Annotated in this window: 11 protein-coding genes; 6 read left to right on the top strand and 5 right to left on the bottom strand. The window is 40.7% G+C overall.

The window, feature by feature from the left end; all coding sequences use genetic code 11:
- Positions 1–184 precede the first annotated feature (184 nt).
- A complete protein-coding gene (mfd, locus tag FB6_RS05665; RefSeq protein ID WP_174559067.1) occupies positions 185–3643 on the bottom strand; it encodes a transcription-repair coupling factor in 3459 nt (1152 codons plus the stop codon).
- A gap of 135 nt (positions 3644–3778) precedes the next feature.
- Complete coding sequence (locus FB6_RS05660) at positions 3779–4150, bottom strand: hypothetical protein (RefSeq protein WP_174559066.1); 372 nt, start codon at positions 4148–4150, stop codon at positions 3779–3781.
- A gap of 507 nt (positions 4151–4657) precedes the next feature.
- Between FB6_RS05660 and trmA the strand changes: the two genes are divergently transcribed.
- From trmA to FB6_RS05645, 3 genes are all read left to right on the top strand, one after another.
- On the top strand, positions 4658–5740 hold the full coding sequence (gene trmA / locus FB6_RS05655; protein WP_174559065.1) for a tRNA (uridine(54)-C5)-methyltransferase TrmA: 1083 nt from the start codon (positions 4658–4660) through the stop codon (positions 5738–5740).
- A gap of 263 nt (positions 5741–6003) precedes the next feature.
- On the top strand, positions 6004–6234 hold the full coding sequence (locus FB6_RS16715; RefSeq protein WP_174559064.1) for a hypothetical protein: 231 nt from the start codon (positions 6004–6006) through the stop codon (positions 6232–6234).
- A 274-nt stretch (positions 6235–6508) separates the two neighbouring features.
- Positions 6509–7753 carry an outer membrane protein transport protein gene (locus FB6_RS05645; RefSeq protein ID WP_174559063.1) on the top strand — a complete coding sequence of 415 codons (1245 nt, stop codon included), beginning with the start codon at positions 6509–6511 and terminating at the stop codon, positions 7751–7753.
- 17 nt (positions 7754–7770) lie between these two features.
- Here the strand turns inward: FB6_RS05645 and FB6_RS05640 are convergent, their stop codons facing one another.
- Entirely contained in the window at positions 7771–8529 is a 759-nt protein-coding gene (locus tag FB6_RS05640; protein ID WP_174559062.1) for a phosphodiester glycosidase family protein, read from the bottom strand.
- A 163-nt stretch (positions 8530–8692) separates the two neighbouring features.
- Between FB6_RS05640 and FB6_RS05635 the strand changes: the two genes are divergently transcribed.
- Entirely contained in the window at positions 8693–9229 is a 537-nt protein-coding gene (locus FB6_RS05635; RefSeq protein WP_174559061.1) for a lecithin retinol acyltransferase family protein, read from the top strand.
- Between the two features lie 148 nt (positions 9230–9377).
- On the opposite strand, the gene FB6_RS05630 is transcribed toward FB6_RS05635, so the two are convergent.
- Both FB6_RS05630 and FB6_RS05625 read right to left on the bottom strand, forming a co-directional pair.
- Entirely contained in the window at positions 9378–9839 is a 462-nt protein-coding gene (locus FB6_RS05630; protein ID WP_174559060.1) for an SRPBCC domain-containing protein, read from the bottom strand.
- 241 nt (positions 9840–10080) lie between these two features.
- Complete coding sequence (locus FB6_RS05625; RefSeq protein WP_174559059.1) at positions 10081–11805, bottom strand: glutamine--tRNA ligase/YqeY domain fusion protein; 1725 nt, start codon at positions 11803–11805, stop codon at positions 10081–10083.
- Between the two features lie 166 nt (positions 11806–11971).
- On the opposite strand from FB6_RS05625, the gene FB6_RS05620 reads away from it, so the two are divergent.
- Both FB6_RS05620 and FB6_RS05615 read left to right on the top strand, forming a co-directional pair.
- Positions 11972–12481 (top strand): peptidylprolyl isomerase, encoded by a 510-nt coding sequence (locus FB6_RS05620; RefSeq protein ID WP_174559058.1) that lies wholly within the window; start codon positions 11972–11974, stop codon positions 12479–12481.
- Positions 12482–12601: 120 nt separating this feature from the next.
- Positions 12602–13321, top strand: coding sequence for a UDP-2,3-diacylglucosamine diphosphatase (locus FB6_RS05615; protein WP_174559057.1), 720 nt, complete (start codon positions 12602–12604; stop codon positions 13319–13321).
- The last annotated feature ends 12 nt before the right edge of the window (positions 13322–13333 follow it).

Here is a 13333-nt window from a genome sequence, read left to right as displayed (position 1 = left end):
CAATGGGACGTGAATATTCTATGCAATGTGTTTCATTACAAATAAACCACTATTTGCAATGAACGCATGAACATTCACGAATTTAATAAATTTCTTTAAAAAATCAAGCGCTTCATCTCACGATTTTTTAAAATCTGCACAAATTGCAAAGCGAGTGCATAAATCTTATGCACTCCCTGTCAAATCAATGAATTTCTTTCAATAAACTGTCCAATAAATCGATAATAAATTGGATACGTTTTTGATAATCTTCCAGCATGACCATGACTTTCAGGCGTTGCCCGCCATCCATGCGGAAAAAGGTCGGATGTTTTTGCATCATTTGAATAATACTGATGGCCTGTACTGGTGTTTCTGGTGAAAATTCAATATGACCACCGTTAGCACTGATATCAATTTTGGTAATGCCCAACTGCTCTGCTTTTAAGCGGATTTGATGCACGGCAAATAACTGCTTCACTGGCTGAGGTGGTACACCAAAACGATCAATCAGTTCCATACGAATATTGTCGAGTTTTTCTTGCGTATCGGTATTACTGATCCGTTTATAGAACAATAAGCGCTGGTGTACATCACCCAGATATTCGTCCGGAATCAGCGCTGGCATATGCAGATTAATCTCTGCAATTAAAGACAATGGCGCATCAAAATTCGGGGTTTTGCCTTTTTGAATGGCTTTCGTGGCTTTTTCCAGCATTTCCATATATAGGCTATAACCAATCGCCTGCATGGAACCGCTTTGTTGTTCACCCAGCAATTCACCGGCACCACGAATTTCCAGATCTTCGGTTGCCAGCATGAAGCCAGCACCCAGATTGGAGGCACGCTGAATGGCATCCAGACGTTTTTCCGCATCCCCTTTGAGACCTTTAATGGACGGGACCAGTAAATAGGCATAGGCCTGATGGTGCGAACGACCAACACGACCGCGTAACTGATGTAACTGTGCCAAGCCTAGCTTGTCTGCCCGCTCGATCAGAATGGTATTGGCATTCGGCACGTCAATCCCGGTTTCAATAATGGTTGAACAGACCAGCACATTGTATTCTTTATGATAGAACTGCTGCATCACCTGCTCCAGTTCCCGTTCCCGCATTTGCCCATGTGCCACAGCCACGCGTGCCTCTGGTACCAATTCACGGATATTTTCAGCGGTACGTTCAATGGTATCCACTTCATTATGCAGGAAATATACCTGTCCACCACGCAGTAATTCACGCAAAATGGCTTCTTTGATAGATTCGCCAGTGTGTTCTTGCACAAAGGTTTTGACAGCCAAACGACGGGCTGGCGGTGTGGCAATAATCGATAAATCACGCATGCCGCTAAAGGCCATATTCAGGGTGCGCGGAATAGGAGTCGCCGTCAGGGTCAGCATGTCGACATCGGCCCGCATGGCTTTAATACGCTCTTTATCACGTACCCCAAAGCGGTGTTCTTCATCGACAATCATCAGCCCTAAATTTTTAAACTGAATACTTTCCTGCAGGATTTTATGCGTACCAATCACAATATCCACTTTACCTTCAGCAAGGTCTTCTATGGTTTTCGTATGGGACTTGCTTGAACCAAAACGGGAAAGTACTTCAATGCGAATCGGCCAATCCGCAAAACGGTCTTTAAACGATTCATAATGCTGCTGTGCCAATAAAGTAGTCGGCACCAGAACCGCGACTTGCTTGTTGTTCTGTACCGCTAAAAATGCAGCACGCATTGCCACTTCTGTCTTACCAAAACCAACATCACCACAGACCAGCCGATCCATCGGTTTCGCCAGTTGCATGTCGTGCAAAGTCGCTTCAATTGCATTGGCCTGATCCAGCGTTTCTTCATAAGCAAAGCCACTGGCAAACTGCATATAGGGACTTTGTTCCAGTTCAAAACTAAAGCCGGGTTTGGCATGACGACGGGCCTGAATATGCAGCAACTCGGCTGCCACATCATGGATTTGTTCCAAGGCTTTACGTTTGGCCTTGTTCCAGGCATCTGTACCGAGTTTATGTAAAGGCGCAAGATCCGGATCACCACCACTATAGCGGCTGATCAGATGCAAATTGGTGACGGGAACATAGACTTTGGCCGCGTCGGCATAATCCAGCTGTAAAAATTCATGCTCCTGATCATCAATATCCAGCGTGATTAAACCGGCATAACGCCCGACACCATAGTCAATATGTACCACTGGTGCACCAATACTGAGTTCGGTTAGGCTGCGAATCAGGAATTCTTCAGAAACCTCTTGCTGGCGTTTGCGACGGCGCTGGACCACACGATGTTCATAAAGTTGATTTTCTGAAATAACCGTCAAATGATCAGGAATAACCAGACCACGATCTAAGGGCGCGCTGGTAATGGCGATAGCATGTAATGATTTTCTAAAATCAGAAAAATTTTCAACATTAGGAATATCACCCAAAGTGGGGCGCAGCGCATCTTTTAAGGTTTCACGGCGACCGGCACTTTCTGCCACCAACAGCACCGGATGATTCACTGCATCAATATATTTTTTAACCGCAGAAAAAGGTTTTTCTTTTTTCGGATCTACCGGCAAGCGTGGTGGGATGTCGGTATTGAAATTGATCACCCCGGCTTTTTCAACAAACTCTTCCGCAGAAGCAATGATTCTGGCGAACTGATTCAGCTGTTCCAGCACCTGATTCGGCTGCAAGAAAATCTCTTCCGGTGGCAAAATCGGATGATCAACATTATGACGGCGATCTTCATAGCGACGCACCACATCTTTCCAGAAACTGCTTAAGCCTTCATCCAAATGCTTATCTGTAATGACAATGCCATTCTTCGGTAAGTATGCCATCAGTGTACTTTGGGTTTGCATGGCTGCTTGACTAAAGAATAAGGGGAAATAAAACTCCAATCCCGGAGAGGCAATACCTTCTAAAACATCCTGATAGATTGGGTTTTTCTTGGGATTGGCATTGGGGAAACTTTCTGCATAACGGTCACGGAAAGTCGCACGCCCTTCTTTGAGCGGAAATTCTTTGGCAGGCAAAACAGAAAACTGTTGTAGGGTTTGCGTGGTTCTTTGTGTTTCTGGATCAAAAAACTTCAAGCTTTCAATTTCATCATCGAACAGATCTATACGGATAGGTGCATTTTGCCCGGAAGCATAAATATCCATAATGCTGCCGCGTACCGCAAATTCACCGTGATCATAAACCGTATCGACCAGATGATAGCCTGCCTGAATCAGTCGCAGTTTCTGATGTTCTAATTCAAATTTTTGTCCTACTTTAATATCGAAATGTTCACCCAATACCCAAGAGGTCGGTGCAACACGCTGCACTAAAGTTGAAGCTGAAAGCAGCAATACGCCCTGCTTGGGCATATTGGATAAAATCGAAAGCCGTTCTGACACGATATCCTGATGAGGCGACAATCTGTCATAGGGTAAAATTTCCCAATCAGGGAAAATGGTCGGCTTGATCCCGTAAAATTCCAGCTCACTTTCCAACTGTCCCAAATGCTGGTTATTTCTGGCCACCACAATAAACAACTGCTTACTTTGTGCTGCAATTTCTTTGAACAATAAAGAAGCAGATGAGCCTTGTAAATTACCGACCCAGCGTTTTTCACCTGCCTTTAACTGTGGCAGATTTAATTGGGAAATTTCTTGTTGGAACATGTAGATAGCTTTTGGTCTAAATGACATGAGCAGTATATTAACATGGGTTTTTTCCCGGTTGAGTTATTTTTATATTCAGCCTCTCATGACCCTTAAATCCTTTTAAAAGTCATGTCCTCATAAAGGATGAGGTCACTATTTTTCGCGTTTAAAGTTGCGATAATAGTCATTCAGCTTTTTGACCACTTGCTTCAACTGCAACAGATTTTCTTCGGTATTACCTAAACGTGTGACAAAACGCTGATTGGCAATTTCCAGATCAATTTTTTCATTGATAATCATGGCGGTGAAATACAAGGCTTTTAAATCATCAAACGTGGTTAATTTGCGATTAGAGAAATAACTTAAACGCTCTGACCATTCATTGACCACGATGTCATCGACGATATACCCCTGCTCCGGATCGAACTGGATATTATTTTCTTGTAGAAACAGCTGTTCGGGAGAAGGTTTGGAACTTTTAAACAGCCCTGAGCCTGTAATTAGTCCAGAAAGTTTATTCAACATAAGCATTACAACTATCTAAGATTGCCTGCTATTTTAACCCTGTACAGCTTGATCCAGAGATTATTTTTTATAAAAAAGTTGCAGTTTAAACAGCTACTTTTTATGTGAGTCATATTTAAATTCTTGTAACAAGCAATTCCTCCAGCCAAAGGTTCATGCTGTAGGCTTACTTCTGAAACCAATTGTTAAACCAAGATGCCATCTAGCTGTGCTCAGGTCATTAATTACTGTTCCAAAACAACTTATTACAATGCTGCTCAACGTTATTCTGTCTTAAGTATTTTATGTGTACAAGAAGACAATGCTGATGAAGATGCACTATGTGAAAAATTTAAATAGCATGTCTAACATGCTAATCAATCAATTCAGAATTCCTTCCATTAAGATCATCTTCTCACTCCTGATCTCTCTTGATTTTCAGCACGAATAATCACAATTAATTTAGTCTTATGAAGTGATTTTTGCTAACATGACTTTTTTTAATATGTTTGCGATTTTTTACTGCATATGACTTCAACTTATCAGCAACAACTTGATGCCAAAGTTGCGCGTATTACGGCTCAATTTTCAGAATACAATCCTCCCTCTTTAGAAGTTTTCCCTTCTGCTGAACAGAACTTTCGTATGCGGGCTGAATTCCGTATTTGGCATACAGAAAATGATATGTTCTATGCAATGTTTGAACGTAATGCAGAAAATCAAAAAACTGTCGTTGAAATTAAAGATTTTCCAATTGCAGATCAAAGCATTAATGTTCTAATGCCTGTATTACTAAATGAACTTAAGGCACAGGACATTTTATCAAAACGCTTATTTGAAGTTCATTTCTTAGCAACACTTAAAGGTGAAATGCTGGTTTCACTGGTTTACCGTTGCCCGCTCAACACAGAATGGGAAGTTGCGGCAAAAGCACTTTCTGATAAGCTGAATATTAAAATTTATGGCCGTAGCCGTGGTCAGCGCGTCATTTTGACAGATGATTATGTTGTGGAAGAACTACAAGTCTTTGATCGTACATATCAATACAAACAAATTGAAAGCAGTTTTACCCAACCAAATGCACATGTTTGCCAAAAAATGCTGGAATGGGCATGCAATGCAGCTGACCATTCAGACAAAGACTTGTTAGAACTGTATTGCGGTAATGGTAATTTCACACTTCCACTCTCTACGCGCTTTAATCGTGTACTTGCAACTGAACTGGCTAAATCATCAGTCTATGCTGCACAGTGGAATATTGAAAAAAATAACATCAATAATATTCAAGTGGCACGTTTATCTGCGGAAGAGTTTACCCAAGCCTATAATGGCGAGCGTGAATTCCGTCGTTTAGAAGAAGCAGAAATTAATATTGCCAGCTACGACTTCGACACGGTATTTGTCGATCCGCCTCGTGCAGGTATTGATGATGAAACACTCAAACTGTTACAACGGTTTGAACGTATTATCTATATTTCATGCAATCCAGACACTTTACACGACAACCTCAAACAATTGTCTCAAACGCATAAAGTGACTCAATTCGCTCTCTTCGATCAGTTCCCCTATACCCATCATGTCGAATCTGGTGTGTTACTGGAAAAATTTTAAACAATTTATTTCTGTTGATGCTGTTCAGGTATTGTGACCAAAATGAGGCTCCATTGAGCTTCATTTTTTTATGATCTTAAAAATGAATTACTTATCATTGTTCTATAAATGTCACTTGTCATAATACCGTTAAATTATTCTGCTACTATCGGAAAATTCGTGATTATTTGTGACCAAGTGCTGCTTTTATCACTACCGTAGACTTGTATTCCTCAAAAATTTGGATATATTTCGATCTATGTTAGGTTGCATATGAAGGCTCTATGAGTTTTTGGCAAAAGCTGTTTTCTGCAAATCAACAGCAAAACGAACACAAGAATCAAATCTCCTGTGTCGAAAATGATTGCTCTTGTAAATCAAATGAAGAACTGATCCATGCTTTGGCAAAAGCTACAGATGAGGATGTCATCATTGGTATTAAAAAGGTTCTAGCTTCAAGAGGTTATAGCCGTAAAGAGTTAAATGCATTACAGCATCTACCACTTCAACAGTAGAGTCTGAATCCTCTACACAAAGGCATTTAGTTAACTAAATGCCTTTTTATTTGCCTGTCAAAATTATAGATAGTCTAATTTTAATACTTCGATACACACTTCTGCGCATTCATGCTGAAATAACTATGTTCTGCGATTCAAAAGTGCTCTACTGATTAAATGCAATATGAATTATCAGCATTATAAAAATATCAAAAATAAATAGAACATGAGCCAATAAGAAAAATTAAAGAAAAAACAAAAAATAGAAAATAAGTCTATAAAAGGAAAATATATGAAAGCGTATTATCCTAGACTGGCAATATTATGCAGCCTTATTTCGAGTCATAGCATGGCGGCGGCAATGGATCAATCAGGACAGTCCGTGCTGCCATTTCTGGAACCTGGGCATTATTTTGAAGCCACCATTACAGCAGCAGATCCTGAAATTTCCGGTCATACCTTAGACTCTCGCCCAGATTTGGCCACCCCCAATAGTGATGATCATTCAACAGACAATATTGCCAAGAATTTTCAATACTATAGCGCAGCGCTCAAGCTTCAACTCTCACCTCAATTGTCTTTCGGTCTGCTCTATGATCAACCTTTTGGATCAGATTTACAGTATCCAGTGAAGTCGAATGCCAGTTTTTCCGATCCGCTACTAAGCCAACAAGGCACCCACGTTGAAGTAGACACCCAAAACCTGAGCGTTATTTTTGGTTATCAACCTATCAAAAATTTTAACTTGTATGCCGGACCTGCTTATCAAACTGTTAAGGGGGACGTTTCACTTCGTGGACTGGTATATGCAGAATTTGATGGTTATAACGGCAAGTTTGCAGAAGATGGTGCTTTGGGCTGGATCGCTGGTTTTGCTTATCAAATTCCTCATTTGGCACTCAAAACCGCATTGACCTATCATTCTCAAATTGATCATAAAATTCAGGTTTCAGAAGATATTTTGGGTACTTCACTTTCACTGGTGGAAAACGCTAAAACCAAGATTTCAACACCACAATCGGTCAATTTCGATTTTCAGGCCGGTGTTACCACGAGTACTTTACTATACTCTACGATTCGCTGGGTCAACTGGAAAGATTTCGTGATCCGTCCTACCCAATTCGGAGCATTATCCGAACTCGCTACGACCACTCTCAGCAGTGGCAGTTATACTGCCGGCTTTAACCTGGATGACTATCATAAGGATCAATGGAGTGCGACTTTAGGTGTGGCTAGACAATGGACAACACAATGGTCAAGCGCTTTTGATATCGGTTGGGATTCAGGCACAGGTAATCCAGCATCCATTTTAAATCCCACCAAAGGCTATTGGAATTTAGGCCTAAGCTTACAATTCCATCCAGCTCCCAACTATTTTATTACTGGCGGGATTAAATATTACTGGTTAGGTGATGCAACAGCCCAAGATGGAACCTATTACTTACCTCTGCCGGGTGCTTCTTCAACAGCAACTGTTGGTGAATTCAATGATAATGATGCCATCGGTTATGGTTTAAAAATTGGCTATACTTTTTAAGCAATATGATCTTTTTTTCAGTTCGAAGGACAGTATTGCTGATCAATATAGGCAATCATCGGTCCCAAATTGAAGTGTGAATCTGCGCGCTTCAATTGAGGGATATAGGCACTTGAGATAGTGCCATCCAAGTACAAAGCATTTTGTACTTGGAGTTTTTTTTGGAAAAATAGTGCAAACTGATAAAAACTCACCGCCGTATTACTAATCACAAAATAAAGGGTTTGATCTTTAATCCCCACCCCATTTCGTCTCTTTAACGAATCGGAATCCTTTAAAAAATTCGGATTAATCTGCTTATTAATGACCAGCATTGGGCCAGATTGGGTAGCATATTCTGCATCAAACTTACGTTTTTGATAATCTTCTGTAGTGGCAATCATCATTTCCTGTTGATTCCAGGCCAGCACCCCATTTGGCTGCATGTGAAAATTGCCATAGCCTTGTTTAACGGTACTTAATTTTTGCTTTTGCTGGGCTGCTTCCACATATAATCCAACGGGTGAATAATCTGCGTGAAACATGCCTGCATTCATGGCAAAGCTGAGCTTTTCACAAGACTTCAGTTGCTGCTGAATAGCACTGAATTTACGCAAAGGCTGGTGAGTTTGGCTATGCATTAAAAATAGGCGTAAGTTCTGTGGCTGATCAACCTTGATCACATCTACATCCAGCACCTCACCTTGCCAGTGCTGAGGATAAACAGCTGCATGGACTATACCGCTAAAACCGAGCAAAGCCACAACTGCACATTTAATCAACAATTTTCTCTTCATAAAGCACTTACTCATGGTTTATGCTTAGGTATTCCATCTTAAACTGTGATGTAGTTTCTCTATAAAAAGCCCTTCAACTCAGTGAAATAGTCGATTCTTTTATTAAGAAGCAGTAAACTACATCAATAAAATACATTTGTAACTTTATTGGCTAAACGTCATCATGCAACAGCAGAAAATACGGTTTCCTCTAGGGGCACATCTTATCGTTAAACACCTTGGATACTCCCACCACGGCATTTATGCAGGTCGTGGGCGGGTGATTCATTATTCAGGTTTTGCTCATTTATTCAAGAAACGTCCCATTGAAATTACCTCACTGGAAAAATTCAGTTTTGGTAAAAGCATTATTATCCAGCAATATCACAATCCGAAGTTCACGGGTCGTAAAGTTGTACGACGTATGCGCTCGCGTATGCACGAAAACCAGTACCACCTGATTATCAACAACTGCGAACACTTATGTACATGGGCCATCACCGGGATTGAAAGTAGCCCTCAAGTCATTCGCATGATGAACCGTTTGACCACCATTGGTTATGTCAGCTCGATCATGAGCTTTATGAACAGTATGCTACTGACCCTCACCACTACCTGTTTTGCCCTGGTGCTGTACATTAAGAAAAAGTTACGGGATAAAGCCAAAAACAACCGTATCCCAAATTATTTAATGTTAAAAGAACAGGATCCCAAGCAGTGATTAAACTGGCTTATCTCGCCAGATCCAGCCATAAAATTTCAATTGTCTTTAACCTGAAGTAGCAATATTTGACCTAGCTACAGGATGACATCCTATCGATCTGAGGATTGAAGGCTTAAGCATTGATCAATAATTATTTATCTTTAGATTAAATAACACCCATTTCAACAAATGGCGGAAACTTGTCATTCACCAGGTTTAACTGCGCGCCATACTCCAAATAGGCTTTACAGCCATCGAGCACTGTGGTGAAGCCACCAGTCTGATCAATCACAAAAGCAATCAAGGCCGAGTCTTCTAAAGAAATATCATAGTTTCGAATTCTCAGATAAGTTTCCTGTTCTGTTAACTTCTCAAAAATAAAGTCTACCGTACTCTTGGGTTCTCCCCAGATAATCTGGATAAGTTCATTATTAAACAGCTTCTCCACATAAACACTGCTGGTCAATTCATATTTTTCCCAATACCAGTCTACAGTGGTGTTTTCAATCAAGTGTCCCGTAGATGAAGTAAACCAGAACTTGCTGGTAATTTCAGGATCGACAAAGGCATTAAAAACCTCTGCAACCGGTTTTCGAATTAACATCTGGGTTTCTATGACAACACTCATTTTTATGACCCTCAGCTTTTTCTTATAGTGATAGCACAATTACTTTCTGATTGAATATTATTTTTATGCTAATAAATCGCTCGGATGACTGAGCTCCCCCAAAGTATATAGACTTAGAATTGATGATGGCTACCAATAAAAAGCCCCATCCGGAGATGAGGCTTTGATCTTGCAGTAATGATTTAACCGAGTAAACGCAGACGCTTGTACTCAGTCAAAGCAGTGCATCGATTATTTTGAATTATTTACCAGGCTTAAAGCTGTCTTTTAAATCCAGAATACGGTTAAACACCGGCTTTTGCGCAGTATGATCATATTGATCTGCCACAAAGTAGCCTTCACGTTCAAACTGGAAGCGATCTTCAGGTTTCGCTTCAGCCAATGCAGGTTCAATTACCGCTTGAACCACTTTCAATGATTCAGGATTCAAGTTGGCAAGGAAGTCATCGCCCACTTCCGGATCAGATTCAGTGAATAAACGGTCGTAGATACGAACTTCAGCAGGAACGCCTTTTGTTGCAGATACCCAATGCACCACGCCTTTCACTTTACGCCCTTCAGGGTTTTTACCCAAAGTTTCCGGGTCAATTGAACATTTCAGTTCAACCACTTCACCATTAGCATCTTTAACCACTTCATCACATTTGATCATATAAGCATGACGTAAACGCACTTCACCTTCTGGAATTAAACGTTTAAAGCCTTTCGGTGGTACTTCTTCAAAGTCTTTACGGTCAATGTAAATTTCCGAAGTTAAAGGAATAATACGATCGCCCATGTCAACGTTTGGATGACGTGCATGCGTCAAGTCCATCGCTTCCGGCAAATTGGTTAAAGTCACTTTCAGTGGATTAAGCACTGCCATACCACGTGCAGCGGTATTTTCTAAAGACTGACGGATGCAGTATTCCAGCATGGCAACATCAACAATACTGCCATCAACTTTAGATACACCCACGCGCTTACAGAAATCGCGCAAACCTTCAGGGGTGAAACCACGACGGCGCATGCCGACAACGGTTGGCATACGTGGATCATCCCAACCATTGACATAACCGCCTTCAACCAATTTACGCAATTTACGTTTAGAGGTAATGGTGTAATCGACATTTAAACGGCTAGATTCGTACTGATGTGGAACCGCTGGAGATTTAACTTTCTCAACAACCCAATCATAGAATGGACGGTGATCCTGAAATTCCAAAGTACATAAAGAATGCGTTACGCCTTCAATAGCATCTGATAAAGGATGCGCATAGTCGTACATTGGGTACATTTTCCATGTGTCACCCGTTTGATGATGCTCAGAGTGCAATACACGGTACAAAATAGGGTCACGCATGTGAACATTAGGAGATGTCATGTCAATTTTTGCACGAAGTACAGCCTGACCTTCACCTAATTCACCATTACGCATTTGCTCAAAACGCGCCAGGTTTTCTTCAATAGAAGCATCTCGTTGTGGCGAGTTTTTACCTGGTTCTACGAAATTACCACGGTTTAAACGAATTTCTTCAGGGGTTTGCAAATCCACATAAGCATCACCTTGTTCAATCAATTGAACTGCCCAAGTGTAAAGCTGATCAAAATAGCTTGATGCATAACGTGGCTCGCCGTTCCAGTTAAAACCTAACCATTTCACATCATTGGCAATACCATCTACATATTCTTGTTCTTCAGCATCTGGGTTGGTATCGTCAAAACGCAGGTTGCATAGACCATCAAATTCTTTGGCAATGCCAAAATTCAAACAAATCGCTTTCACGTGACCAATATGTAAATATCCATTCGGCTCTGGAGGAAAACGAGTAATTACTTGTTGTGTACGGCCTGCAGCTAAATCATCAGTAATGACTTGGCGTACAAAATCTAAGCCCGGCTGTTGTTCTTGCTGCGCAGCATCGACAGGTTGAGTACTTGTTGTCGGGTTATTTGGCAGGGATGAAACAACATCATTCGGCTTCATAGTTGATAAATCACTTCTATAAGATAAAATAGGATAATTAAAACGCTTTTCAGAGTTTTTAACAAAGAAAATAACGTTTTTGCTTGCCTTGTAGTTTACAGTTTGCTTATGCTTCTCTCAACCAAAAACCCATGGCTTTTTTTGTCCATGATCAGGAGATTATAGAATGAGTTTTCCTCAAGTCGAATTAAACACCAATAAAGGACGTATTGTTCTTGAACTTAACTCAGAAAAAGCACCTAAAACTGTTGCTAACTTCTTGGAATATGTTCGTGATGGTTTTTATGATGGCGTAATTTTCCACCGTGTTATTGACGGTTTCATGATCCAGGGCGGTGGCATGGATGAAAACTTCAAAGAAAAAGCAACTCGTGATTCAATTGAAAACGAAGCAGATAACGGCCTAAGCAATGATGTAGGTACGATCGCAATGGCGCGTACTCAAGCACCTCACTCTGCTTCTGCTCAGTTCTTCATTAACGTGAAAAACAACTCTTTCCTTAACCACACGGGCAAAACTGCTCAAGGTTGGGGTTATGCAGTCTTTGGTAAAGTAACTGAAGGTTTAGACGTTGTTGACGCAATCAAAGGTGTTCGCACTGGCAACCGTGGTTACCACGCTGACGTTCCTTTAGAAAACGTTGTAATCGAATCTGCAAAAATCATTTCTGAGTAATTTTTAAATCCTCCCCGACCCTCCTTTAATAAAGGAGGGAGTTTCAATATGAAATTAATGTCGGTGCTCCTCCCTTTTCAAAGGGAGGTTGGGAGGGATTTTAAGACAAGGAAAAGATCCGTGACCTATCTGTTTATATCAGATTTACATTTGTCACCTGAACACCCTCGACTCGTTCGGGGGTTTTTGGATTTATTAGACAGTTATAAAGATAGAAATACCCAACTCTATATTTTGGGTGACTGGTTCAATGCCTGGATTGGTGATGACTTCACTGCCCCGTGGTTAGACGAAATCATTAATGCCTTGCAGGAGTTTAATCAAGCCGGAAATCAAATCTATTTCCAAGTCGGCAATCGAGATTTTGCCTTAGGTCAAAAGTTCCTAGATAAATTTAATGGTCATCTACTCCAAGATATTGATCACTTAACAATTGGGGCTTATCACATTCGTCTTGAACATGGCGATCTGCTTTGTACCGACGATGTCTCTTATCAAAAATTCCGTAAAATTATTCGTAATCCGCTGCTTTTAGGTTTTTTAAAAAACTTACCCTTAAGTTTCAGACAGAAAATTGCCAATGGCTTTCGTAAAAAAAGTGCTGAAACCAAGCAAGTCAAATCTTATGACATTATGGATGTCAATGCAGATGCCGTTGAGTTCGCATTAAAGGATGCGGATGTGTTGATTCATGGACATACTCATCGTCCTGAAATTCATCAATTACAAGATAAACAAAGAATCGTATTAGGTGATTGGCGCGAACATGAAGCCCAGATTTTAGAGATTGATCCTAAGCAAAAAAATGTAAAATTAGAATTAAAGACTTGGGCTTATTAACGACAATTTTTG

Origin of the sequence: Acinetobacter bouvetii (assembly GCF_902753875.1) — a bacterium.
GTDB lineage: Bacteria > Pseudomonadota > Gammaproteobacteria > Pseudomonadales > Moraxellaceae > Acinetobacter > Acinetobacter bouvetii_A.
This window is presented reverse-complemented; position numbering and strand designations above follow the sequence as displayed.

Bases quoted from the DNA above. Each gene is read 5' to 3' on its own strand.
- mfd (WP_174559067.1), bottom strand. From the start codon at position 3,643: ATGTTCCAACAAGAAATTTCCCAATTAAATCTGCCACAGTTAAAGGCA.
- FB6_RS05660 (WP_174559066.1), bottom strand. From the start codon at position 4,150: ATGTTGAATAAACTTTCTGGACTAATTACAGGCTCAGGGCTGTTTAAA.
- trmA (WP_174559065.1), top strand. From the start codon at position 4,658: ATGACTTCAACTTATCAGCAACAACTTGATGCCAAAGTTGCGCGTATT.
- FB6_RS16715 (WP_174559064.1), top strand. From the start codon at position 6,004: ATGAGTTTTTGGCAAAAGCTGTTTTCTGCAAATCAACAGCAAAACGAA.
- FB6_RS05645 (WP_174559063.1), top strand. From the start codon at position 6,509: ATGAAAGCGTATTATCCTAGACTGGCAATATTATGCAGCCTTATTTCG.
- FB6_RS05640 (WP_174559062.1), bottom strand. From the start codon at position 8,529: ATGAAGAGAAAATTGTTGATTAAATGTGCAGTTGTGGCTTTGCTCGGT.
- FB6_RS05635 (WP_174559061.1), top strand. From the start codon at position 8,693: ATGCAACAGCAGAAAATACGGTTTCCTCTAGGGGCACATCTTATCGTT.
- FB6_RS05630 (WP_174559060.1), bottom strand. From the start codon at position 9,839: ATGAGTGTTGTCATAGAAACCCAGATGTTAATTCGAAAACCGGTTGCA.
- FB6_RS05625 (WP_174559059.1), bottom strand. From the start codon at position 11,805: ATGAAGCCGAATGATGTTGTTTCATCCCTGCCAAATAACCCGACAACA.
- FB6_RS05620 (WP_174559058.1), top strand. From the start codon at position 11,972: ATGAGTTTTCCTCAAGTCGAATTAAACACCAATAAAGGACGTATTGTT.